The following is a 25215-nucleotide window of genomic DNA, read 5'->3' on the forward strand; positions in this document are numbered from 1 at the left end:
CATCTGATGCTTACGAGTCAAAGCGCAAAGGTACAGCGGCTTATTGCTGCAGGCAAGCAGCGCGGCTACGGTTGTCCAGGAATTGCACAAGATCTGCCCATGGCATGGGGCGCGCGTAGTAGTAACCCTGAATTTCATCACAGTGTTGCTGGCGCAGGAATTCCAGTTGTCCTTCCGTCTCCACCCCTTCCGCCACCACGCTGATTTGCAGGCTGTGAGCCAGGCTGATAATGGCACGGATGATATGTTCGGCGTCGGCAGACTGCCCCAACTCCTGAACGAAAGACTTGTCGATCTTTACGAGGGATATAGGCAGGTGCTGAAGATTGCTGAGTGAGGAGAACCCGGTTCCGAAGTCATCCAGGGCAAAACTGATACCCAGTTGATTGAGCTCCCGCAGACATCGCTGGGCATATTCCGGGTCATGCATCATGGCGCTTTCTGTAAGCTCCAACTCCAACAGACTGGTGTCGATATTGGCATTGAAGATAATGCGGAAAATGGTTTCGGTCATCTTGCGATCATGGAACTGACGGAACGAAAGGTTCACGGCAAACACCAGCCCCGGGTGCCCGAGATCTGAACACTCCTGCAGACGCTTGCAGGCCTGTTCGATCACCCAGTAGCCGATAGGAACGATCAACCCGCTGCGCTCTGCCACTGGAATGAATTCGTCCGGCCCCACCAACCCCCTTTCCGGATGATTCCACCGGAGCAGGCACTCCACCCCCCGAACTTCTTCCGACGCGAGGTCGATGCGCGGCTGATAATACACTTCCAGCTCATTGCCCCGCAGAGCGTTACGGAGATCCGCCTCCAGGCGCAGTTGGTATCCGGCCGTTATGTGCAACTGACGATCGTAAAACCGGTAACTGGTACCTGGGTCGCGCTTGGCTTCAAACATGGCTCGGTTGGCACGTCGCAGAAGGTTTTCCGGGCTGTCACCCGCTTCCGGGTAGGTGGCCACGCCGAGGCTGGCGCTGACGACGACATTCTGGCCGTCAAGGCTGAATGGTTCACCCATCGCAGTCACGAGCTTGCGGATGATCTGGGTAATATCCAGGGAGTCTTCCACTTTCTCGACAATGATCGCAAACTCGTCGCCGCCAATGCGCATCAGCGAATCCACTCGCCGCAAATTCTGTCGCAGCCGTTCCGCCAGCTTCAGCATGATCTGGTCACTCTTCTGGTAACCGAAGGATTCATTGAAGCTGCGGAAATCATCCAGGTTGATGTGCAACAACGCCAGCCGCTGGCTGGCACGCTCGGCCCTCAGCAATGCCTGTTGCAGGCGATCGAAGAACAGGTCACGGTTGATAAAACCACTGGCCACTTCCCGGCCCAACTGGCCGTGAGCGGACTCCGAAAGCTGCTGCCGATACCAAAGACAGCGTACCGCGCGGCGCAGCCCCCACTCTTCCAATGACTGGCGACTCAGGTAGTCCGAGGCGCCATTGGCAAGCAGGTCAACAGCACGCTCGGAGGCTGGCTCGGCACTCAGTGCCAACACCGGTTTTTCGTTGCTGGACACGGACAGGTACTGCAGGAAAGCGTCTTCGGAACCGCCATGAAACACACAGTCCCAGAGGATAACGTCAAAATGGGTATTGCGAATCAGATCATCGCAGTCGATAAGATCCGGGCACCAGGTCAGGTCCGGTTCCATTTCACAATCACGTGACAGGAGCGCACCCAGCCAGAGAAAATCCGCATACTCCGGCGTCAGCACCAGCAGCCGTACATGGCTGGGATTGGGTTGTTTTACTGCCAGGGTCATTAAGAAGCGTCCCGTTCCTCGTGATCAAACATCTCCGTTCCCTCAAGAATAGCTGATAGATCGTCAAGGTACAGCATGTCTGCCTAGTGTAGAATGTTTGCTTCCCAGGTTATCTCGGAATTTCCCGGATTGGCGCAATTATTGTGAACAAGCTCAACCCCCGACAGAGTGAAGCCGTCCGCTATGCGGAGGGTCCTATGCTGGTACTGGCTGGTGCCGGCAGTGGTAAGACCAGCGTGATCACCCGCAAAGTGGCTTATCTGATCGAACACCTTGGCATTCCAGGGCGTCATATCGCCGCCGTGACCTTCACCAACAAGGCCGCGCGCGAAATGAAAGAACGTGTCGGACGCCTGGTGGATCGCAAACTGACCCGGGGATTGATTGTTTCCACCTTCCATAACCTCGGGCTGAACATGATCCGCGAGGAGCACGAGCACCTGGGCTATCACCCCGGTTTTTCGATCTTCGATGCGGAAGATGCCAAGGCCCTGCTGCAGGACCTGATGATGCGCGAGGCCAGCGCGGATGCCGGCGATGAACTGTCTGAAGTGCAGATGACCATCTCGTCCTGGAAGAATGCCATGCGCAGCCCCCAGGACGCCTGGAGCCGGGCCGCTGATGAGCGGGAGCAGCGTATTGCCATCATTTACCGCCACTACAACGAATACCTGAAGGCCTATAACGCGGTGGATTTCGATGATCTGATCCTGCTGCCGGTACAGCTGTTCCGCGACAACCCCGAGGTGTTGCAGAAATGGCGTCGAAAGATCCGCTACATGCTGGTGGATGAGTATCAGGACACCAACCTGTGCCAGTATGAGCTGGTCAAACTGCTGGTGGCAGAACGGGCCGCCTTTACCGTCGTTGGTGATGACGACCAGTCGATCTACGCCTGGCGCGGCGCCCGGCCTGAAAACCTTGCTCAGCTCAAGGAAGACTTCCCTAGCCTCAAAATCGTCAAACTGGAGCAGAACTACCGTTCCACGGTTCGCATCCTTCGTTGCGCCAACACGGTCATTGCCAATAATCCCCACGTGTTCGAGAAAGCCCTGTGGAGTGATCATACGGTCGGGGACGAGCTAAGAATCGTCCGCTGCCGCAGCGAAGACGCGGAAGCCGAACGGGTGGCCACGGAAATTCTCGACCAGAAACTCAAGAAAGGCCTGGCTTTCCGGGACTTCGCCGTTCTCTATCGGGGCAACCACCAGGCACGGCTGCTGGAAATGAAACTGCAGGCTTACCAGATCCCCTATCACATCTCCGGTGGCCAGTCGTTTTTCTCCAAGAACGAGATCAAGGACGCCATGTCCTATCTGCGTCTGTTGGTGAACCCGGATGACGACGCGGCATTCCTGCGCGTCGTGAACGTGCCCCGCCGGGAGATCGGCCCCCGCACGCTGGAACAGCTCAGCCATTACGCCCGCTCCCGCAACGTCAGCCTGTTTCGTGCCCTGGGCGATATGGGTGCCGAAACCCACGTTACCGAGAAGGGGCTGGACCGTCTGCGGCGCTTCGCTCACTGGGTGGACAACACCTGCGAGCGCCTGCACAGCGAAGATCCGATTCCGGTGATCAAGCAGTTGTTCACCGATATCGAATACGAGGAATGGCTGCACCTGCATTCCGGCTCGCCAAAACAGGCGGAACGGCGAATGGAGAACATCTGGTATCTGGTGGAATCCATCCAGCGCATGCTGGACGACGGCAAGGGTACGGCCGACGAAATGGGCATTGAAGACGCCATCAGCCGGCTAATCCTGCGCGACATGATGGAGCAGCGCGAAGAAGAGGACGACAGCGACAAGGTCCAGCTACTGACCCTCCACGCCTCAAAAGGCCTGGAATTCCCCCACGTGTTCATCATGGGTCTGGAAGAGGAAATACTGCCCCACCGCTCCAGCATTGAGGAAGGCAATGTCGAGGAAGAACGGCGACTGATGTACGTGGGTATCACCCGAGCCCGGGAAACCCTGACCCTTACGTTTGCCGCCCAGCGAAAACAGTACGGCGAAAAGCTGGAAACTATTCCAAGCCGGTTTCTTGATGAGCTGCCCGAGGACGACCTGAGATGGGAAGGCACCGGCGACCTGGACGTGGAAGCCAACCAGCAAAAAGGTAAGGCCACCCTCAGTGCATTACTCGGCGACCTCGGAAGCTGAATTTCACGTTTTTTCACAATCTCTGCAACCTTATGACCTCCTGATCCGTAACAGCCTAGGGAGCTTTGCTTCCGGCAAACACAAAAACAAGATCAGGAGAACACCATGTCCCGTCGATTCAATCGATTATCAAGCGTCACCGGTTCGCTGATTCTGCTCATCGCAGGATCAGGCACCGCCAACGCGGGCCTTCTCGGCAGCCTGCTGGGCGGCTCATCCGAGGACTCAACGACCCAGACTGAGGAACCGGCAGCTCCTGACAGTTACAACAGCAAGGGCACGTTCAGTGAGCCCTTTGCGGAACCCACCATTATTGTGGATGGTGAAGCTGTCGAAACGGACGAAAAATGCATTACCCGCGCTGACGGCATGGATGAGTGCAAACCCGCGGCCGGCACCATGGCACTTCTCAAAGACGGTCGCCTGCTTTACCTGAACGCCCTGGAAGGCACTGAGAACGTTGAGTTATCCATTGTTGCGGAATTTGGCGAAGTGTCCGTCAACGATCAGACCCGCGTTCTGTCGCTGGATGAAAACGACAATCCATCCTGGATCAAACCCTCTCCCCTGGACGCCGGCGCCAACCCGGATGGCAACGACAGTGAAACACTGCTGAATGGCACCGAGCTGGATGGCCTGCTCGATACCGCCGACAACACCAGCGCCAACGACGGCGCCCTGTTCTGCTCCGACGTCATCGGCCTGGCCAACGGTGATGTGATGGCCGTTGGCGGCACCGACTACTATTCCGAGCCAGGCATTGATGGCCTGCCTCTTGGGGTGGCGGAACTGGAAGGTATCAAGAATTCGAGAATATTCGACGAGGAGACCAACACCTGGCGCCAAAGTGGCGATATGACCTACGGGCGCTGGTATCCATCACTCGTAACCATGGGCAACGGCAACGTCTTCGTCGCCAGTGGTGTCACCAAGCTGCTAAAGCCAGTGTACCCGGATGAGCCACTGAACAGCGGACGCAACGTGGTGCAAACGGAGACCTACGACCCCTGCGCCGGCGCCTGGACGCAGAATCCGTCCACCGCTGATCGCTCCTTACCGCTCTATCCACGCATGCATCTGCTGCCGAATGGACACATCTTCTACAACGCTGGTGGCCAGGCCTTCAACCCATTCGGCCAGGGTTACGACCAGGCATTGTGGAACATTGTCGCCAGTTTCAACCCGGATACCCAGCGCTGGAACGACATTGGCTATGCCGGCCTCCCACTAAGGCTGGATGAAGCCGGGCTGGGTCAGTTGAGCAGCACCCTGAACATCACCAACCTGTCGCTTGATCAGGTCGGCTCACTGCTTGGCGATGTTCTCGACTCGCCCACGGATTTGCTGACCAGCGCAGCCGATCTTGGGGTATCTGAAGAAGATCTGCGCATGGCGATCGCCGGTGGTATGCGGGGCTCCACGTCGTCCACCATGTTGCCGCTGAAACCAGACGCCAGCGGTAACTACAATGAAGTGGAACTGCTGACCGCGGGCGGCGTACCCAGTTATGCAGTACTGACGAACCCCGGCGGCTACCTGCCCACCGACCAGACCCGCATCGATACTGTCACCACCAACGGCGACGAAATCGGCTACGAGTCGCGTTTGGCCGGCCCACTGAATCAGCCTCGCTGGTACGGCACAAACGTTGTGATGCCCGACGGCACCGTGATGGTGTTCAGTGGCGGCAATCGCGACGGTGTGGTAGCGCCCGGCCTGGAAGGCCCGATCCGCACCGCCGAGCAGTTCAACCCGGAAACCGGAGAATGGACGGAAATGGCTACCGGCCACCGCGCCCGCACTTATCACAACACTGCGGTACTGATGGAGGACGGCCGCGTTATGGTTGCCGGCCACTCACCAATCAACACCGCTTACCTGACGTTCGTGGATCTTCAGGATTTCGGACTCGCACCCTATGACGGCCGCGATCCGAGTTTCGAAATCTACACTCCGCCCTACGCCATGCGGGACGACCGCCCCAAAATCAGAAGTGCACCCAGCAATCTGACCATTGGCGACCGATTCAACATCAAGGTCGACCAGGTGGATCAGATCGACAAGGCCCTGCTGATTCGCCGTACAGTCATGACCCACGTCATTGACGGTGACCAGCGTGCCATTGAACTGGTCATGGAGCGGGGCCCTGGCAACAAGCTGACTCTGACCATGCCCGACAACCACAACGTGGTGCCCGCCGGCGAATACATGCTGTTCGTCAGCAAGGACACCCCAGATGGCCGCGTACCCTCGGTGTCCGCGCCGATCACTGTGGTGAATGAGAATCTCGCCTGCATGGCGCCCACGCAGGTGGCCAGCGATACCACCACCAGCGGTGGCATCATTGAGTCAACCCTCGAGCTGCTGTGACCGTCAGGAGGATTGTTATGAAACACATCGAACAGATCGGAGCTCGCCTGGCGGCCCCGGTGTTGTTCGGCCTGGTGTCCCTGTCAGCCTCCGGGCTGGCAGGGGCCCACGGTGCACTGGAGACAGAGGACGTTCCGGACGGCATCGTAAAGGCTCGAATAGCCCATCAACCCGACATTCCCGGACTCAGTGCAATCATTCTGGATGCACCGCGCCCGGGCATATTGCTTCGATATCAAGGTGAAGAACCTCTGACCGTATTGGGCACGGACGGGGAGGCGTTTATACGATTTACCCGAACCGAAGTCACCGTTAATACGGAGAGCCCCAGCTGGAAAGCGCTACCAAACCAGTCGGCGGAAACGAGCCAGACGTCCTGGGTGACAATGTCTCAATCCGGCGCTTTTGGCTGGCTGGACTCCCGGCTCAATGTTCTGCATGACAGCAACAGCGCAGATGGACCCAAAACCTGGTCAATTGCAGTGACAACGCCCAAAAACGGCACTGAGCGAATCGAAGGGCAACTGACCTATATGCCCATTCACTAACGGGCGACCATTCCGCTAACCAATAAAAAGCCCCCGTAATATCGGGGGCTTTTTGATCTACCGTGGGCCGGAATACAGTTGCTACTGGCTGGCCTCAACCATGTGCTCGACGGCGCTCTCGATTTCCTCATCAGAGCACCCGGAACAACCGCCCTTGGCCGGCATGGCATTGAAGCCGTTGATTGCGTGATTGACCAGTGTGTCCAGTCCTTTTTCAATACGGGGTGACCATGCGGCTGTGTCGCCCTTCTTGGGAGCGCCTGCCGCGCCAGTGCTGTGGCAAGCGGTACAGGCTGCATCGTAAACGTCACTTCCAGAACGAGGGCCCGAGCTTGCGCTTGCAGATGGAGCAGCTGCCTGCCCACAGTCTTCACCCTGGACGCACACTTCGCCAACCGGGGCAATGCGAGCACGAATTTCATCTTCAACATTGGCCATTACGGCACCTGCGGTCAGGCCGAAACCAAGCAATACGGCAGCCAGGACTCTCTTCATCATCACAATGCACCTCACAATTGGGCGTTATAATCGTTAGTGCACGCATTATAGCGACTGCGGCAGGCCAAAAAAACCAAACTGCAAAATGAACCCCCGATTTCAATCAATTTTCGTTGCCATTTCGTAAGTCAGAGCGCTCCGGAAGCACTTTCCGGGTACCATGCACCAAACAGATACCGAAGGTTCGAATGTATGCCTGATACCAACCAGCCACACCCCTGGCGAAAGCCATTACTGATCACCGAGTTTACCGCGGTAGCCATACTGCTGGCGTCCATGGGCTGGTTTTCCAGCCGCGCGGCAGAGGGTGCCGCACTGAGCCCTGTGTGGTTATTGATTCCCGCCGCCGCAAGTCTTGCGGTATTCATCAGTTTTATCGGGCTGATGTACCTGCGCTGGGTGGTTGCAGCAGCTGCTGAACGCAAACCCCGGCATAAAATCGTATTTTCCCTGCTGGTGATGACGCTGCTCGGAGTATGGGCTTACGGCGTCGCCAACACCTGGATCAGTGTTTCCAACGCATAAGGACTGGACCATGCCCATCGTTCGCCGCCCTGAACTTTTGAGGTTTACTGGCTTGCTATTGTCTCTGAACCTGTTCCTTCCCGGAACGGCCACCGCGCAGGACGAGCCCCCCGGGAACCGGAATTTTGAGGGAGTGAAGCCGGAAGACTGTGCCCTGATCAAGGATGGCGTTCAGCGTCTCGCATGTTACGACGCCATCAATGACCCGGCCAGCGCTCGCAATGGTGCCTCTGATGAGAGCCTGGACGCCATCGACAAGTCGACGGAGGCGCTGCAGTACGAAGAGGCAGCGAATGCGGAAAACGGCGATGCAACACTGGGGCCCGCGGAAGAAAGCACGACAGGAGAGGACGGAGAAGATACCGGTGTGATGTCGGCGATCCTGAACCGTTATGTCGCCGCAGAGAAGGCTATTTTCTCGTTTTCCGGCAGTTTTGTTGGCCATCGGCCGATGTATATCCTGCCGTTCAGCTATATGAAGAATGCCAATCGTGAACCCACAAATCCGAGACTGGGCGCAACCGATTACGACTATGGCATCGACAACCAGGAAGCCAAGTACCAGATCAGTTTCAAGGTACCCTTGTTGACTGGCTGGCTGGATGACCGCACGACGCTCTGGTTCGGCTACACCCAGAAATCGTTTTGGCAGGTGTATAACACGGATGATTCAGCGCCATTCCGGGAAACCAATTATGAGCCGGAAGTCTTTGTACGCTATGAGACGAATTATGACCTGGGCCCTGGCAGACTGAATGGTGTCACGCTGGGCTTTAATCATGAGTCCAATGGCCAGTCGGAACCCCGTTCCCGCAGTTGGAACCGGATCGTGGGGTCGGCAGCCTACAGCTATGATCGCTGGCTGTTCATCCTTCAGCCCTGGTATCGACTGCCGGAGGATGACAGCGAGGACGACAATGAGGATATTGAGCGCTATCTGGGCTATGCGAACTACATGGCGATCTACAAGTGGAGTGAGGATCGGACGCTGTCGATGAAGCTGATGAACAACTTGCGGTCAGACAACAAGACGTCGATTGAGTTGGGTTATAGCTTTCCGATGGGGGATACGATCAAGGGGTATGTCCATTATTACAATGGCTATGGTGAGAGCCTGATTGACTACAATGAGCGGATTCAGCGGATTGGCATCGGGATTATGTTGAACGACTGGCTTTGAGTTATTTCTGGCTTTTGGTGCAAGACCGCTCGGGGCGATACCGATGTCAGAAACACGCTCAAGCACATCCATGTGGCGCTTGAGCTCCGCCATCCATGGCTCCGCACAGTTTCTGACATCGGTATCGCCCCGACCGGCCCCAGAACAGTGAGTTAACCTTCCTCGTTGAGCCTTTGCATTTCCGCCAGCAGCTCTGCCGTTTTTTCCTTCATCAAGGCAATATCACCACGGGATTCCACGTTCAGGCGAACCACCGGTTCGGTGTTGGACATTCGCAGGTTGAACCGCCAGTCGTCGAATTCGATGCTGGCACCGTCGACGTGGCTGACACTTTTGGCGCCCGGGCTGTACTTGGCCTCGATGGCGGCAATGACCTTGGGGGGATCATCGATCGTGCGGTTGATTTCGCCGCTGGCCGGATAGGCCTCGATTCTGGCGTCTATCAGGGAGGACAGCGTCTGGCCGGACTGGCACAGGCGTTCGGCGACGAGCAACCAGGGGATCATGCCGCTGTCGCAGTAGGCGAAGTCGCGGAAGTAGTGGTGGGCGCTCATTTCGCCGCCGTAGACTGCATCTTCGTCGCGCATGCGTTGTTTGATGAAGGCGTGGCCGGTTTTGCTTTCGATGGCTTCGCCGCCAACGGCGTTGACGAGGTCGATGGTGTTCCAGGTCAGTCTTGGGTCGTGGATGACTTTACCGCCGCCGGTTTTGCGGAGGAACTGGTCTGCCAGCAGGCCGACAATGTAATAGCCCTCGATGAAGCGGCCGTTTTCGTCGAAGAAGAAGCAGCGATCGTAGTCGCCGTCCCAGGCAATGCCCATGGCAGCGCCATACTCCACAACCGCATCCGCGGTGGCGGCGCGGTTTTCTTCCAGAATGGGGTTGGGAACACCGTTCGGGAAATGACCATCGGCCTGGTGGTGCACTTTGACGAAATCGAACGGCAGGTGTTGTTCCAGCTCGTCGACAATCAACCCCGCCCCGCCGTTACCAGCATTGACCACGATGGTTTTGGGCTTGAGCGATCCTGCCGCTATATAACCCAACAGGTGATCGATATAGGCGGTAACCACTTCCAGCGGCTCATATCGTCCCTGTTCCGGCGCATCACCGAAGGGCTCAGGCACCCGGTCACGGATGTCATTCAGGCCGTTGTCGGAACTGATAGGGCGCGAGTCCGGCCCCACCATCTTCATGCCATTGTGATCACGCGGGTTGTGGCTGGCGGTGACCATGATGCCGCCGTCCATTTTGTAATGGCTGGTGGCGAAGTAGACCAGCTCGGTACCACACAGGCCGATGTCGAAAACGTCGGCACCGGCGGCCATAAGGCCGGAGCAGAGGGCATCGGCGATTTCACGGCTGGACAGCCGGATGTCGTAGCCGACGATGACTCTTTTCGCCCCCGTCACTTCCACATAGGCGCGACCGATGCGTTCGGCCAGCTCTGGGTTAAGCTGGTCCGGCACTCGGCCACGAAGGTCATAGGCTTTAAAACAGGACAGATCCATTGTCACTGATGTTTACTCCGCGGCGGACGACTGAAGCTGGATGTAGTTCTGGATACCCATCTTGCCGATCATGTCGAGCTGGGTTTCGAGCCAATCAATGTGCTCTTCTTCGCTGTCGAGGATGCCACGGAACAGTTCACGACTGGTGTAGTCCTTCACCTGCTCACAATGAACAACCGCATCTTTCAGGTCCTGATGGGCGATCATTTCCAGTTTGAGGTCACAGGACAGCATTTCCTCGACGTTTTCACCGATCAGCAGCTTGTTTAGGTCCTGGAGGTTAGGTAGCCCTTCCAGAAACAGGATGCGTTCGATCAGCAGATCCGCATGCTTCATTTCGTCGATGGACTCTTCGTATTCCTTGTCCGCCAGTTTGGTGATACCCCAATCCTTGTACATGCGGGAATGGAGGAAGTACTGGTTGATGGCGGTCAGCTCGTTGGCGAGTACTTTATTCAGGAACTGGATGACTTTCTTGTCGCCTTTCATGACGGATCTCCTTTCGTGAGTGTGCGATCCTTACAAGGATAGTCTTTCACGCGGGGAGAAAAAATCACATTTAGGAATCAGGTGCAGGCAAGAACGGATTCCGCACTCTCCCTATCACTACCCTATCCGTCAGGCGGGCTGGGCTAGCATGTCAGCCATGGCCAGGTAATCGGGGGTGCGGCTTTCGCGGAGAATCTCCCGTGCTGTACAGGCACAACGACCGCATTGCGTGCCAACACCGAGCTCCTTGCCAAGCTGGCGCATGGAACTGACGCCATTGTCGGCGGCTTCACGGATTTCTCGGTCTGTTACACCATGGCAGAGGCATACATACATAGGAGCATCTCACTAACGATAACAAAGCTAGTGATAATTATTGTCATTTGCATGCAGCTTTGCAAGCCCAAAGAGCGATTTTTGTGCAAATTCTTTTTAACCGCCCGCCTCACGGGTCAGGTTTCTGGCGCCATCGTGTGTAACGACCACATTATCCTCAATGCGAATACCGCCGCACCCTCGTAATTCATCGATCACTGAACGGTTAAAGTTCTTCCCCAGTGGCCCATCCAATACCGGGTCCAGCAATGAAGGAATGATATAAAGCCCCGGCTCTATGGTGACGACCATGCCTGCCTCCAGGGTCCGGGTCAGGCGTAGGAATGGGGCGTCTGACGGCGGCGGTTCTTTCTTGCCAGAGACGTCATGCACCTGAACTCCCAGGAAATGACCAATACCGTGCGGAAAGAACGCCCTGGTAACGCCCTGCTCCACCAGGGTTTCGTCATCCACCCCCTGAACCACTCCGGCGGCATTCAACAGTGCCGCAATGCCTTGGTGGGTCTTGCGATGGATCGCCACATACTCCACGCCGGGTGCAACCATCCCGCACAGCCGTTGCTGCAATTGTTCCAGCCCCTGAATCAACGCGGAAAAACGTCTTTCCCCTGCCCCGGGCGTGGTGCGGGTAATGTCGGAACAGTAACCGCGAAAACGGACACCGGCGTCGATCAGAAGGCTGCGGGGAGGCGCAGGGGCTTCGGTATCATAGTATTGGTAATGCAGGGTGCCGGCGTGTTCATTCACGCCGATAATACTGTGGTACGGCGCTTGGGCTTCACGCTGCCCGGTCGCCTGCTGGTAGGCCAGGTTTATTTCAAACTCACTGCCTCCGTCCAGAAACGTCTTTCGGGCCGCCTGGTGGCCCTGCATGGCAACGTGGTTGGCACGAGCCAGGCAGGCTATTTCATACGGGGTCTTATGCACCCGGGTTTCGTCCAGAGCAGACAACAGGCCCTCCGGATTATGTTCCCCATCAACCCCGGACAACTGGGACGGGTCGCCCACAACGGCAAGCCTGCCATTGACGTTCATTACCGGCGCTTCCCGACGATCACTGGAACGCACCTCCATCGACTGCAGCCAGGGCTCGTCCGGCAATTCCGGAGTGGCATGCCAGAAGTCCACGGGGTGATAAAGACTGAGCAGCGGTTTATGCCCGGGCCGGATAAGTAACCAGCTGTGTTCCTGCCCGGTCAGCCCGGTCCAGTGCAGGAAGGGGCCATAGCCCTGAAAATGCCATGCCTGGTCGTCACCATAACGCACGGGTGCGGCGCCGGAACTGATCAGCAGACCGTCATAACCCTGCTCGGCGATGGCGTGCTCGTAACGCTGCTGAAGCGTGCGAATATGGTCCGTCTGCAGTGACAGTAACTCGGTGTCAGACATGCTTGTTTTCCAGTGTTTTCCAGAGGGTTAGCAGATCGTCGGAACGGGGCTCACGCAGGCGAATCAAGCGGATCTCCAATGGCACGTCGCAACGCTTGTCCCCGGCCCGGGTGAGGCTGCCAAAACGCTCGCTCTTTTCCGTCATTCGTTGTGGCAGCCACCCCATGCCGAAGCCCTGTTTTACCAGCGCCTTGATACCGGCCGATTGGGTATTTTCATTCAGTGGCAACAGGTTGGCTGGCAGCTTGCACCTGTTCAGGTGCCCCTCAATGGCAGACTGCAGGAACCCCCGGGAGTGATAGGCAATCAGCGGGACGGGCTGCTCCGGCGTGCCCGGCAGCGCAAATCGTGGTTGCCCGTTTTCATCGGCCACACTTACAGGCACCAGAAATTCCCTCGCCAGCGTCACCCATTCGTAGCGGTCCTCGCTCAGATGATCTTTCCAGGGCAGATCCTCATGCCAGTAGCACAGCACCAGGTCACATTCGCCGCTATCCAGCGCATCCAGAAATTGCTCCCCCACCCAGTTGGTGGCTTTCAGGTTCAGTTGTAGCCGCTCGGCCAAGCCCTCCTGCCGGGCCCACCCCTGATAAAAGTGGGAAAACAGCCCCTGGGTTGATCCCACACTGATCCGGGCAGACGCCTCGGACTCCATGTCGCTGATCCGGTCTTTGGTTTCACGAACGTCCCGCGTTACGCGCTCGCACAGCTCAACGAAAACCTCCCCCGCCGGTGTCAGCGACAATGGCAGGGTCTGGCGGTTGATCAGTGTTGCCCCCATGGCTTCCTCGAGAAGCTTGATGCGGCGGCTGAACGTCGGCTGGCTCACATGCTGCAGTTCAGCGGCACGTGAGAAATGACGCGTTCGGGCCAGCGCCATGAAGTCTTCAAGCCAGCGTATTTCCATGGTGTTACCAGCGTCGGGAATGGTTGTCAGGCATCATAGCCCATCGTGGGGAACTGGCTATAGCCGCCCTTCCTCCACCGCATGACACGCAACCTGGGCGCCGCCATCCGTCGCTATCAACTGAGGTATTTCCTGCCGGCATCGGTCGTCGGCATACGGGCAGCGACCATGGAAGACGCAACCTGACGGCAACTGCACTGGTGTCGGAACCTCGCCCTGTAACCGGATATGGTTGGGCCGGTCGTCCTCCAGCTTTGGAATGGCCGACAGCAACGCCTGGGTATATGGATGCCTCGGGGTATTGAACAGCGTTCTGGTATCTGCCAACTCGCATACCCGGCCAAGGTACATGACCGCGACCCGGGTACCAAAATGCTCTACCACGGCCAGATCATGAGTAATAAAAAGATAGGTCAGGTTGCGGCTTTCCTGAGCTTCCATCAGCAGGTTGAGCACCTGCGCCTGAATAGAGACGTCCAGCGCCGAAATCGGTTCGTCCGCAACGATGAACTCGGGGTCCACCGCCAGCGCCCGGGCAATGGCAATGCGCTGGCGCTGACCGCCGGAAAATTCATGACCAAAACGGCTACCCCAGTCCGGGTCGATCCCCACCGACTCCATAACATCCTGCACCTTGTCACGGATCTGGGACTCCGAGGCATCCGGCTGATGAAAGCGAATTGGCTCTTCCAGGGTTTGCTGGATGGTCATCCTCGGGTTCAGCGAGGCGTAGGGGTTCTGGAATATCATCTGCATCTTGCGGCGGTACGGCAGCACCTCTTTACCGTCAAGATTGTCGATACGCTGGCCGTCGTAGTGGATCTCACCAGCGCTGGGAGACAACAACCCCATGACGGTACGGGCCACGGTCGATTTACCACAGCCGGACTCGCCCACAACACACAGCGCTTCGCCTTTCTGGACCTGCAGATCAACGCCATTGATCGCGTGCACGGCTTCCTGTTTGCGGTGGAAACGACCGCCTTTGAATGAGATCTGCTCCAGCAGGCCACCGGAAAGATCAAACTTCTTCTCCAGGCCGCGTATATCGACCAGCGTGGATGACGGGGAGGTCACGATTCCACCTCCTGCATGCGTTTCTCCTGCTCAATAAGGTTGCTGACTTCGTAACAGGCCACATCCACATTACCCGACCGAACATACTCCGGCATCCGACGCTTGCACTGATCAGTGGCGAAGGAACAGCGTGGGTGGAAGGGGCAGCCTGTGGGCACATTCTTCAGGGACGGCATGGAACCCGGGATCTGGAACAGCCGCTCGCCGGGCTCACCCATCTGGGGCAGCGCGTTGATCAGCCCCTGGGTATAGGGATGCTGGGCATCATTGATGATTTCGCGGGTGGGCCCTTGCTCAATGATTCGGCCGGAATACATCACCAGCATGCGCTGAGTGACCTGAGACACCACACCGAGATCGTGAGTGATCAGCATCAGCGCCACGTTGTCCTGCTCGCACAGCTCCAACAGCAACGCCATGATCTCAGCCTGAATCGTCACATCCAGGGCCGTCGTCGGCTCATCCGCGATGATGATCTCCGGGTCCAGCAGCAATGCGATGGCGATGATAACGCGTTGGCGCATGCCGCCAGACAGTTCATGGGGGTATTGATCCAGGCGCTTGTCCGGCGACGGAATCTGTACCTTCCGCAGCTTGTTCAGGGCGATATCCCGGGCCGCCCTGGTGCTGATCCGGCGATGCGCCTTGAGCGCTTCCACCATCTGGGTGCCAATGGTCAGCACCGGGTTCAGGGTCATCATCGGGTCCTGGAAAATCATGGCGATGCGGTTGCCGCGAATCTTGCGCAGTTCCCGCTCGCTCATGGCTGCCAGGTCCTTACCCTCGAACAGGATCTGGCCAGCGGCAATGTAACCGGGCCGGGCGATCAGGTTGAGAATGGAGAAAGCCGCTACGGATTTACCCGCGCCAGATTCCCCCACCAGCCCCAGGCGCTCGCCCTTGTCGAGACTGAAACTGATGCCACGCAGAGCGGTAAGGTCCCCGCCACGGACAGCGAAGCGGGCCTCAAGATCTTTTACTTCCAGCAATGGCATGGCGTTACCCCTTGTACAGCCGTGGGTTCATGACATCCCGCAACCAGTCACCCAGCAGGTTGATGACCAATACGAGTACCACCAGCACCAGACCGGGGATCAGGGTGATCCACCAGGAACCACTCTGGATGTAGTCAAAACCGGATTTGATCAGCGAGCCCAGCGACGGCTGTGTTTCCGGCATGCCCAGGCCCAGGAACGACAACGCGGCCTCGGAAATGATGGCGTTGGCGATCTGTACCGTGGCAATGACGAAAATCGGTGACAGGGTATTGGGCAGGATGTGGCGGAACATGATCCGACGGGTGCGAAACCCCATCACCTTCGCCGCATCCACGTATTCCTTTTTCTTCTCCGCCAATACCGAGGCCCTCACTGTACGGGCAATCTGAGGCCACTCTGCCACACCAATGATGAAGATCAGCATGTAGATAGCGACTTCGCCGAACATCAGATTGCCAAAGCTGGCCTTGAACACGGCACCCACAATGATCGCGACCATCAGAGTAGAGAACGACAGCTGCACATCGGCAATCCGCATCAGGATGGAGTCGACCCGACCGCCCAGATAGCCCGCCAGCAGGCCAAACAGGATGCCCAGCGCCGCTTGCAGGACAACCGCGCCAAACCCGATCAACAACGACACCCGGGTGCCGTACAGAATGGTGGAGAGCAAATCCCTGCCCTGGGCGTCGGTGCCCAGCGGGAAGGCCGGATCGGAGCCATCCAGGCCGACCGGTGGCAGCTCGGAGTTCATGATGTTGATCTGGGCCAGGTCGTAGGGGTCGGCCGGCGCCAGCAAAGGCGCAAAGACGGCCGCCAGCACCATGGACAACAGCACGATAAAGCTGGCAATCGCCACCTTGTCGCGCTTGAAGCTGTACCAGAGGAAGGACTCGCGAAAGCGATCCCAGCGTGAAAGAGTCGCCGTCGTCATGCTTTCTTACCTGTCAGTTTTACGGTGGGATTCACCAGACCGTAGATCAGATCCACCACGGTATTGGTAATCACGAATATCAGGCCTACCACCATCAGGTACGCCACGATCAGGGGAATGTCGCTGCGGGTGATGGCCTCCAGGAACATCAGCCCGACACCGGGCCACTGGAACACGGTTTCCGTAAGAATGGTGTAGGCCACCATGATGCCGATCTGCACACCGCCCACGGTAATCACCGGCAGCATGGTGTTCTTGAGCGCGTGCAGGAAATAGACCCGGGAAGAGCTCAGGCCCTTGGCGCGGGCGTACCGGATGTAGTCACTCTGCAGCACTTCCATCATCTCTGCACGGATCAGGCGGATGAACAGCGGCAGCATGATGGACGCCAGCGATACCGACGGCAGGATCAGGTGCAGGAGGCCGCCCTGGGAGAAAAAGCCGGATTCCCAGGTGCCGAACAGCGGCGTCAGGTCATCACCCCGACCGTAGGACGGCAATCCGCCTTCAGTGGATAGTGCGGCGTTCAGCCACTGCCCCCAGCCAGCATCCTGCGGGAACCAGTCGACGGTGATACCGATCGAGAAAATCTGAATCAGTACGATGGCGGTCAGGAACACCGGAATGGAAATCCCGACGGTACTGACCCCCATGAAGAATTTGGACAGCCATGCCTGAGGGCGAATCGCGGCGAACACCCCGATGGGCACCGAGAACACAATAATAATCAGGCTGGCGCCGATCACCAGCTCGAGGGTGGCCGGCAGGTGCTCAAGGATTACGTCCATGGTGGGCTTTCCGTAAAAATAGGAAATACCCAGGTCACCCTGCAGGGCGTTACCGGCAAACCGGACGTATTGCACAACCAATGGGGCATTCAGTCCCATTTCCTCACGGATCGCTTCCCGCTCATCCTGCGAGACGGACATGCCCACCATCTGTTGAAGCGGGTCGCCCAGGCCATCCTGAATGGCGAAAGCAATCACACTGATCACGAACATGACCAGTACGGCCTGGGAAATTCGCTGAACCAAAAACGCTAACATGAAAAATTCCGGGTCAAGCTGCAAACAAAAGGCCGGCTCCAGGCTGATCCGAAGCCGGCCCGCCCATAAAGGCTGTTACTCCACGACCAGGTCGCCCAGGTACGGGAAGTTCATCACGTTGAGGATCGGTTCGATCTTCACGTTCTTCTTGCTGGCCCAGGCCAGGTCCTGCCAGTGCAGGGGAACGAACGCTGCGTCGTCATACAGGCGCTGCTCCACCTCTTTCAGCATGGCCGTGCGCTTGTCCAGATCCGTCTCGACGTTGGCCTTGTTGACCAGCTCATCGATCTCCGGGTTGCAGTAGTTACCGGCGTTGTACTGGCCCGAACCGCTGTCCGCATCCGGGCAGAAGGTCAGGAACTCGTAGAAGTTGGCGGAGTCCTCGGTGTCTGCGTGCCAGCCTATCATCATCATGTCGGCGGCGCGGGCGTCATACTCCGGCCAGTATTGGGCTTTCGGCAGCGTTTTCAGATCCACCTTGATGTTGATACGCGCCAGCATGGCGGCAACCGCCTGGGCGATCTTGTCGTCATTCACGTAACGGTTATTGGGCGCCATCATGGAGATGGTGAAACCGTCTTCATAACCGGCTTCTTTCATCAACTGCTGGGCTTTTTCGACGTCAAACCGCGTTGCCAGGGATTCGTTGTGGCCCTGGTAACCTTCCGGCGACATCTGAGCGGCCGGGGTAGCGAAGCCCTTCATGATCTTGGCGGCAATGCCTTCCTGGTTGATGGCATAGGCAATGGCCTCGCGCACTTTCGGGTTCTTGAACGCTTCAACCCGGTCCTGGTTCATGTGGAACAGGATGATGCGGGTACCGCTCATGGTCACCAGATCGGCGTTCTTGTCACGGCGAATACGCTCCAGATCGGTCGGCGGCACCGGTGCAATGAAATCCACACCGCCAGACAGCAGCGCGGAGACACGGGTGTTGTTTTCCTTGATCGGAGTCAGCACGATCTTGCCGACGTTACCCGGTGACTCGGTATCCCAGTAATCGTCGAAGCGCTCAAACTCGACACGCACGCCCTGCTGACGACCGGTAATGACATAAGGGCCTGTGCCGGACAGATTCTCGGAAGCAAAAGAATTGCCGTGCTTGGTGATGGCGCTCTTGTCTTTCCCGCTTTCGGTCTTACCGGTGTAAAACTCGCTGTCCAGCGGGAAGATGTAAGTCGCGGTGTTCAGCAGCAGCGGGTATGGCTCGTTGGTCACCAGCTCAAAGGTGTAGTCATCAATCACCTTGAGTTCGCTGAACGGTTTGAAGATGGCTTTATAGTCCTGGCTCTGCTTCAGGCGATTAAAGGTGAACTTGACGTCTTTGGCGGTCAGCTCGTTGCCAGAGTGAAAATTCACACCTTCACGCAACTCGAAGCGCATGGTGTTCTCGTCAATACGCTCCCAGCTTTTTGCCAGACGCGGCTCGAAGCCGAGATCCTTGGTCCAGCGGATCAGGGGATCAAAGGTCATGTGGCTTAGCTGCAACATGCCGCCGGAGAGCTGTTCGTGAATGTCCAGGCTTACAGGGTCGGCGTCGTACGCCATTTTCAGTTCCTTGTTCGCCTCGGCAGACATCGCCATCGGGGCTGTTGCCAGGGCCATGAAACCAACAAAAGCAGTCAGTAGTGTTTTCATCGCGTTTTCCGTCGCTGTTTTAAGAATTTTTGCGGCACATCGGCGCAACTTCACGCCAGATGTCTGCGCTAAAAACTAGTCGTGGAAAACCCGAACAGCAATCGAAATTGCGACTTGGCGTTATTCGTGAAGTGAATGCCCCTGTTTGGGGCGCTTACCAAAGGCGAAACGCCAGCGGCAGAATCAATGCGGTGAACACCCCTGTAAGCCCCATTCCCAGGGAGGCAAAGGCACCGGCTGTGCGACTGATCTCGAACGCTCGCGCCGTTCCCACCGCATGGCCGTTCAGCCCGAGCGCAAAACCCAGAATGCGGTCGTCGGTGATCGACAGCGCCCTGGAAAGCAGGTCGACAAAGAGCGTTGCGACAACACCGGTCACCAGAAGCCCGCCCATCATCAGCGGCACCGAACCGCCCAGTTGTTCGGTAATACCAATGGCAATGGGCGCGGTCACCGACTTCGGCGCCAGGGACGCCAGCACCAGAGGTGTCGCCCCGAGAGCCCAGGCGATCACGACCGCATACACGGCCGCCAGGGAGGCTGCTATTGGCAGGGTGCACAGAATCGGACGCCACAACGCCCGCACGTGGTGCATCTGCTGGTACAACGGTATACCGAGCGCGACGGTGGCTGGCCCGAGCAACAGCATCAGCCACTGGGCTCCCTGCTGATAACGGGTGTAATCCAGTGACAGTAGCGCGATGGTGGCCGACAACAGGAAGGCCGAAAGCACCACCGGTGGCAACCAAAGCGGTCGCCCCATCCTCCGGAAAAGCCAGTTGCCCGCGAAGAACGCGCCCAGGGTTAACCCAATCGCCAGTATCGGGCTCGCAGACAGGGTATTGGGAAGTGCGAGAAAACGCTCCAGGAGATCAGTCATCCGACGCTCTCCGCTGCCCTGCCTTGACCAGAGACGCCATCAGCAGCAGCGTGGTCAGCACACTCAAAAAGGTGCCCACCAAGAGCGCCCCCGCCACCGCCAGCCACTGGCCGCTGAACTGATCAGCAGAGAAGAACACACCCACCACGCCCGGCATGATCAGCAGCACCAGCACCGAAATCAGTCCCTGGCTCGCCGTGGCCAAGTCATCACTGACACTGCCCTTAAGCATCAGCGTGATTGTCATCAGAATCATGCCCAGCACACCGCTGCTGACCGGAATCAGGAAAACCAGTCGCAAGGCTTCGCCAAGCATGAAACATAAAACCAGAGTCAGGAAACCCCGCAACATCGACATATTGTCATGCTCATCAAGTAACGAATTGCTCTACACTAGCCCATACCCAAAGTTTGACACCAGTTCGGATACCCCATGGCGCTCAAGGCAACCATCTTTAAAGCAACACTGAACATCGCGGATATGGACCGGCACTATTACGGTGACCACCACCTCACCATCGCCCGCCACCCGTCAGAGACCGACGAGCGCATGATGATACGCCTGCTGGCTTTCATACTGAACGCCAGCGAGAGCCTGGAATTCACCAAAGGGATCAGCACGGACGACGAGCCGGATCTGTGGCAAAAAAGCCTGAGCGACGAGATCGAACTGTGGATCGAGCTCGGCCTGCCCGACGAGAGCCGCCTGCGCAAGGCCTGCAACCGGGCGGGTCAGGTTATCCTGTACACCTACGGTGGCCGCGCCGTGCCACTTTGGTGGGAGAAACACCAGGGCAAACTGACTCGCTTCGACAACCTCACCATCATCGACCTGCCGACAGACGACACCGAGTCTCTGGCTGCCCTGGCTGAGCGCGGCATGAACCTGCAATGCACCGTCCAGGACGGCACCGTCAATATTGGCAATGACGACACGCTCGTCAGTGTGACACCCCTGCCGCTCTACCCTGAGTAAAAAATCCCCCGCCGGGGTCTACCAGAACGATCCAGTTTACGTTAAGGTAAACTTTAGCCGATATTGACCCGGGCCGCACCAGGTTCCGTCAGTTTGGCTATACTCAAAGCAAGCATCGACACCCTCACAAGGGGTGTTTTGTTCCTCAGGCCACTACCCCAGGAAGAGGATTATGACAACAACAAAATCCAAAGTTGTTTATAACCCGGTTTTCACCGACGGTGCGGAGTTCCGAATTCCCACCTTCAAGTTACTCAAGCAGGACGGCTCGCTCTACAAAGGCGCCAAGGCTCCTGAGCTCGACAAAGACAAAGCCCTGCGCATCTACCGGGCGATGGTCACCACCCGGATTCTCGACGAACGCATGCTCGCGGCCCAACGGCAGGGGCGCCTGAGCTTTTACATGCAGTGCACCGGCGAGGAAGCCGCGGTTATTGGCAGTACCGCCGCACTGGATGACGCCGACATGATCATGGCTCAGTACCGTGAACAGGGCTCTCTGACCTATCGCGGTTTTTCTATTGATGAGTTCATGAACCAACTGTTCGGCAACGAACTGGACTACGGCAAAGGCCGACAGATGCCGGTTCATTACGGTTCCCGCAAGCTGAACTACATGACCATTTCCTCGCCACTGGCCACGCAAATCCCCCAGGCCACGGGCTACGCCTACGGTCAGAAACTGGCGGGCGAAGGCCACTGCACCATCACCTACTTTGGCGAAGGCGCCGCTTCGGAAGGAGACTTCCACGCTGCCCTGAACATGGCCGCCGTCCACCGCGTTCCGGTTATTTTCCTGTGCCGGAACAACGGCTACGCCATTTCCACCCCCGCCGCCGAGCAGTTCGCCGCTGACGGCGTGGCACCCAGGGCGTATGGCTACAAGATGGACGTGATCCGTGTCGACGGCAACGACATCCTGGCCGTGCACGAGGCCACCAAGGCTGCCCGCAAGCTGGCGGTGGAACACAACCGGCCGGTGCTAATTGAAACCATGACCTACCGCCTGGCGGCACACTCTTCTTCTGACGACCCCTCCGGCTATCGCAGCAAGGACGAGGAAGCGGTATGGCGCGAGAAAGACCCTATCCTGCGCATGCGTCTCTGGCTCGAACGCAAGAAGTGGTGGAGTGAGGACGATGAGAAACAGCTGCAGGAAAACATGCGCCGGGAAGTGCTCGAAACCATGAAACGGGCACAGAAGCGGCCGCCACCCGCGCTCGACACCCTGGTGAGCGACGTCTACGACGAGGTACCGCCGGGGCTGGCCGAGCAATTCGACAAACTCAAGGCGCACATCCGCCGGCATCCGGACGAATATCCGAAAACCGCAGAACAAGCAAAGGGAGGTGCGTGAGATGACCCAGATGAATATGCTCCAGGCCATCAACAACGCCCTCGACACTGCCATGGCCGCCAACGAGCGGGTGCTGTGTTTCGGTGAAGACGTGGGCATTTTCGGTGGTGTATTCCGCGCCACCAGCAACCTGCAACAGAAATACGGCAAGGACCGCTGTTTCAACACGCCGCTGGTCGAGCAGGGTATCGTCGGTTTTGCCAACGGCCTGGCCGCACAGGGTTCCGTGCCCGTGGCCGAGATTCAGTTTGCCGATTACATTTTCCCGGCCTTCGACCAGATCGTGAACGAGTCGGCCAAGTTCCGTTATCGCTCGGGCAGTCTGTTCGACGTGGGCGGGCTAACGATTCGTGCGCCCTACGGCGGCGGCATCGCCGGCGGGCTTTACCACTCACAGTCGCCGGAAGCCTACTTTGCCCACACACCGGGCCTGAAAATCGTGGTGCCCCGCAACCCGCATCAGGCCAAAGGTCTGCTACTGGGCGCCATCCACGACCCCAACCCAACCCTGTTCTTTGAACCCAAGCGTCTCTATCGCGCCTCCGTCGGGGAAGTGCCCGACGAAGACTACCGGCTACCGCTGGGCGAAGCCGAAGTGATCAAGGAAGGCACCGATATCACCGTATTGGGCTGGGGTGCGCAGATGGAAGTGATTGAGCACGCCGTCGAACGGGCGGAGAAAGAAGGCATTTCCTGTGAAGTCATCGACCTGAGAACCATCCTGCCCTGGGATGTGGAAACCGTGGCCAAGTCGGTACTCAAGACCGGGCGCCTGGTGGTCACCCACGAAGCGCCACTGACCGGTGGTTTTGCCGGTGAAATCGCGGCGACCATACAGGAGCGCTGCTTCCTGTACCTGGAATCCCCGATCGCTCGCGTGACCGGGATGGACACCCCCTTCCCACTGGTGCTGGAAAAAGAGCACCTGCCCAATCACCTGAAGGTCTACGAGGCCATCAGGTCGAGCGTGGATTTCTAGGTTGATATCAGGACAGGAGAGCAATCATGAGTGATTTTATACTGCCCGATATCGGCGAAGGTATCGTGGAGTGCGAACTGGTCAAGTGGCTGGTCAGCGAAGGCGACATCATCGAAGAAGACCAGCCGGTGGCCGAAGTCATGACCGACAAGGCGCTGGTGGAGATCCCGGCGCCCTATAAAGGCAAGGTGACGCGCCTCTATCACAAGGAAGGGGACATCGCGAAAGTGCACGCCCCGTTGTTTGAACTGGTGGAGGAAGGCGGCGACAGCCAGCAAGATTCAACGCCTGAGCCCAAAGCCCCGGAAACGGCCAGCGAAACGCCGGCAACCCAGGCACAAGCAAGCTCCGGCGAAGCCGATGGCGACGACCCAACGGAGGACTTCATCCTTCCCGACATCGGCGAAGGCATTGTCGAATGCGAAGTGGTGGAATGGCGCGTGGCCGAGGGCGACGAGATCGAAGAAGACCAGCCGGTGGTGGACGTCATGACCGACAAGGCCATGGTCGAGATCACCGCCCCCAAGGCCGGCCGTGTCACGAAGCTTTACCATAAGCAGCAGGAAATGGCGCGGGTACATTCACCGCTGTTTGAGTTCGTTCCCCGTGAGCGTGACGAGCCGGCCCAGGCCAGGAAAACGTCACAAGCAGCCGCGGAAGCAGAATCGAAACCAACGCCAACCACCGCGCAACCCGTCGTATCCCGCAACCAACCGCGGACACCGGCCAGCCCGGCTGTACGCCGCATTGTTCGCGAACAAGACCTGGACCTGGCGGACATCACAGGTTCCGGCAAGGATGGCCGGGTGTTGAAGGCCGATGTGCTGGCTCACCTCGACAAACCCGCCACAACCTCACCGGCACAGGACAGCTCCGGCGAATCGCAACCGGCAAGCTCAGGCGGTGAGCGCCGCCGGCCATCCCGGGAACAGGAAGTGCGCGTTGAGCCCATCCGCGGCATGAAAGCCGCCATGGCTCGCAGCATGGTTACCTCGGCGACCACCATTCCCCACTTCATCTACAGTGAGGACATCGATGTCACCGACCTGCTCAAACTACGGGAACAGCTGAAACCAGAAGCCGAAGCCAGCGGATCAAGGCTGACTCTGATGCCCTTCTTCATGAAGTCCATGGCCCTGGCGGTGCAGGAATACCCGGTACTCAACAGCCGCCTCAACGACGACGTCACCGAGATCCACTACCAGCCGCAGTGCAATATCGGCATGGCCGTGGACGGCAAAGCCGGGCTGATGGTTCCCAACATCAAGGGTGTGGAAGACCTGACTCTGCTGGGCATTGCCGACGAGGTAGCTCGCCTGACCGAGGCTGCCCGCTCGGGCCGTGTCAGCCAGGAGGATCTCAAGGGTGGCACCATCACCATTTCCAATATTGGCGCTTTGGGTGGCACCTACGCCGCCCCGATCATCAACCCACCGGAAGTGGCGATTGTGGCCCTTGGCCGTACCCAGAAACTGCCGCGCTTTGACAGCAATGGCCAAGTGGTCGAGCGGTCCATCATGACCGTGAGCTGGGCAGGCGACCATCGCATTATTGATGGCGGCACCATTGCACGCTTCTGCAATCGCTGGAAAGGCTACCTGGAATCGCCGCAGTCGATGCTGCTGCATCTGGGCTGAC

23 protein-coding genes are annotated in these 25215 nt (G+C 58.0%); 9 read left to right on the forward strand and 14 right to left on the reverse strand.

Translation table 11 applies throughout. From position 1 onward, the window contains the following. Window positions 1–40: 40 nt before the first annotated feature. Window positions 41–1777: a GGDEF domain-containing response regulator gene (locus tag SIC19_RS07350; RefSeq protein ID WP_075194994.1), complete on the reverse strand. Its 1737-nt coding sequence runs from the start codon at window positions 1775–1777 to the stop codon at window positions 41–43. A gap of 143 nt (window positions 1778–1920) precedes the next feature. On the opposite strand from SIC19_RS07350, the gene rep reads away from it, so the two are divergent. The 3 genes from rep (at window position 1921) to SIC19_RS07365 (ending at window position 6857) form a co-directional block, all read left to right on the forward strand. Further along, a complete protein-coding gene (gene rep / locus SIC19_RS07355) occupies window positions 1921–3939 on the forward strand; it encodes a DNA helicase Rep (protein WP_127402127.1) in 2019 nt (672 codons plus the stop codon). 105 nt (window positions 3940–4044) lie between these two features. Next, complete coding sequence (locus SIC19_RS07360; protein WP_075194992.1) at window positions 4045–6309, forward strand: galactose oxidase-like domain-containing protein; 2265 nt, start codon at window positions 4045–4047, stop codon at window positions 6307–6309. 17 nt (window positions 6310–6326) lie between these two features. Continuing rightward, on the forward strand, window positions 6327–6857 hold the full coding sequence (locus SIC19_RS07365; protein ID WP_036202972.1) for a hypothetical protein: 531 nt from the start codon (window positions 6327–6329) through the stop codon (window positions 6855–6857). An 81-nt stretch (window positions 6858–6938) separates the two neighbouring features. Here SIC19_RS07365 and SIC19_RS07370 read toward each other — a convergent pair whose 3' ends face one another. Next, window positions 6939–7352 carry a c-type cytochrome gene (locus SIC19_RS07370; protein ID WP_036205573.1) on the reverse strand — a complete coding sequence of 138 codons (414 nt, stop codon included), beginning with the start codon at window positions 7350–7352 and terminating at the stop codon, window positions 6939–6941. A gap of 195 nt (window positions 7353–7547) precedes the next feature. Between SIC19_RS07370 and SIC19_RS07375 the strand changes: the two genes are divergently transcribed. After that, window positions 7548–7880 (forward strand): hypothetical protein, encoded by a 333-nt coding sequence (locus tag SIC19_RS07375; protein ID WP_036202970.1) that lies wholly within the window; start codon window positions 7548–7550, stop codon window positions 7878–7880. 10 nt (window positions 7881–7890) lie between these two features. Further along, a complete protein-coding gene (locus SIC19_RS07380; RefSeq protein ID WP_036202968.1) occupies window positions 7891–9060 on the forward strand; it encodes a phospholipase A in 1170 nt (389 codons plus the stop codon). 152 nt (window positions 9061–9212) lie between these two features. Here SIC19_RS07380 and SIC19_RS07385 read toward each other — a convergent pair whose 3' ends face one another. The 12 genes from SIC19_RS07385 to SIC19_RS07440 all read right to left on the reverse strand — a co-directional run bounded on the left by SIC19_RS07385 (window position 9213) and on the right by SIC19_RS07440 (window position 20623). Further along, window positions 9213–10571 carry a phosphomannomutase gene (locus tag SIC19_RS07385; protein ID WP_075194991.1) on the reverse strand — a complete coding sequence of 453 codons (1359 nt, stop codon included), beginning with the start codon at window positions 10569–10571 and terminating at the stop codon, window positions 9213–9215. A gap of 12 nt (window positions 10572–10583) precedes the next feature. After that, window positions 10584–11060: a bacterioferritin gene (gene bfr / locus SIC19_RS07390; protein WP_007153572.1), complete on the reverse strand. Its 477-nt coding sequence runs from the start codon at window positions 11058–11060 to the stop codon at window positions 10584–10586. A 129-nt stretch (window positions 11061–11189) separates the two neighbouring features. Further along, window positions 11190–11396 carry a bacterioferritin-associated ferredoxin gene (locus SIC19_RS07395; protein ID WP_007153573.1) on the reverse strand — a complete coding sequence of 69 codons (207 nt, stop codon included), beginning with the start codon at window positions 11394–11396 and terminating at the stop codon, window positions 11190–11192. 96 nt (window positions 11397–11492) lie between these two features. Beyond that, window positions 11493–12785 carry a Xaa-Pro dipeptidase gene (pepQ, locus tag SIC19_RS07400; protein ID WP_075194990.1) on the reverse strand — a complete coding sequence of 431 codons (1293 nt, stop codon included), beginning with the start codon at window positions 12783–12785 and terminating at the stop codon, window positions 11493–11495. Beyond that, window positions 12778–13692, reverse strand: a complete 915-nt coding sequence (locus SIC19_RS07405; RefSeq protein ID WP_075194989.1) for a LysR family transcriptional regulator — start codon at window positions 13690–13692, stop codon at window positions 12778–12780. Before SIC19_RS07405 ends, pepQ begins: the two co-directional genes overlap by 8 nt. 57 nt (window positions 13693–13749) lie before the next feature. Continuing rightward, window positions 13750–14769 carry an ABC transporter ATP-binding protein gene (locus SIC19_RS07410; RefSeq protein ID WP_036202954.1) on the reverse strand — a complete coding sequence of 340 codons (1020 nt, stop codon included), beginning with the start codon at window positions 14767–14769 and terminating at the stop codon, window positions 13750–13752. Then, window positions 14766–15764 carry an ABC transporter ATP-binding protein gene (locus SIC19_RS07415; RefSeq protein ID WP_085681715.1) on the reverse strand — a complete coding sequence of 333 codons (999 nt, stop codon included), beginning with the start codon at window positions 15762–15764 and terminating at the stop codon, window positions 14766–14768. Before SIC19_RS07415 ends, SIC19_RS07410 begins: the two co-directional genes overlap by 4 nt. Window positions 15765–15768: 4 nt before the next feature. Beyond that, a complete protein-coding gene (locus SIC19_RS07420; protein WP_036202948.1) occupies window positions 15769–16701 on the reverse strand; it encodes an ABC transporter permease in 933 nt (310 codons plus the stop codon). After that, complete coding sequence (locus tag SIC19_RS07425; protein ID WP_127402128.1) at window positions 16698–17747, reverse strand: ABC transporter permease; 1050 nt, start codon at window positions 17745–17747, stop codon at window positions 16698–16700. Before SIC19_RS07425 ends, SIC19_RS07420 begins: the two co-directional genes overlap by 4 nt. Window positions 17748–17822: 75 nt before the next feature. Continuing rightward, a complete protein-coding gene (locus tag SIC19_RS07430; protein WP_091642201.1) occupies window positions 17823–19385 on the reverse strand; it encodes an ABC transporter substrate-binding protein in 1563 nt (520 codons plus the stop codon). A 154-nt stretch (window positions 19386–19539) separates the two neighbouring features. After that, window positions 19540–20265, reverse strand: a complete 726-nt coding sequence (locus SIC19_RS07435; protein ID WP_091642199.1) for an LrgB family protein — start codon at window positions 20263–20265, stop codon at window positions 19540–19542. Continuing rightward, a complete protein-coding gene (locus SIC19_RS07440; RefSeq protein ID WP_127402129.1) occupies window positions 20258–20623 on the reverse strand; it encodes a CidA/LrgA family protein in 366 nt (121 codons plus the stop codon). The genes SIC19_RS07435 and SIC19_RS07440 overlap by 8 nt, the downstream gene beginning before the upstream one ends. A gap of 75 nt (window positions 20624–20698) precedes the next feature. Between SIC19_RS07440 and SIC19_RS07445 the strand changes: the two genes are divergently transcribed. From SIC19_RS07445 to SIC19_RS07460, 4 genes are all read left to right on the forward strand, one after another. After that, window positions 20699–21241: a YaeQ family protein gene (locus SIC19_RS07445; protein WP_127402130.1), complete on the forward strand. Its 543-nt coding sequence runs from the start codon at window positions 20699–20701 to the stop codon at window positions 21239–21241. Between the two features lie 172 nt (window positions 21242–21413). After that, entirely contained in the window at window positions 21414–22598 is a 1185-nt protein-coding gene (locus SIC19_RS07450; protein WP_085681719.1) for a thiamine pyrophosphate-dependent dehydrogenase E1 component subunit alpha, read from the forward strand. Between the two features lies 1 nt (window position 22599). Further along, window positions 22600–23577, forward strand: a complete 978-nt coding sequence (locus SIC19_RS07455; protein ID WP_036202919.1) for an alpha-ketoacid dehydrogenase subunit beta — start codon at window positions 22600–22602, stop codon at window positions 23575–23577. 26 nt (window positions 23578–23603) lie between these two features. Further along, window positions 23604–25214, forward strand: coding sequence for a dihydrolipoyllysine-residue acetyltransferase (locus tag SIC19_RS07460; RefSeq protein WP_127402131.1), 1611 nt, complete (start codon window positions 23604–23606; stop codon window positions 25212–25214). The last annotated feature ends 1 nt before the right edge of the window (window position 25215 follow it).

This window comes from Marinobacter sp. MIT930201 (assembly GCF_047122665.1).
Lineage (GTDB): Bacteria > Pseudomonadota > Gammaproteobacteria > Pseudomonadales > Oleiphilaceae > Marinobacter > Marinobacter salarius.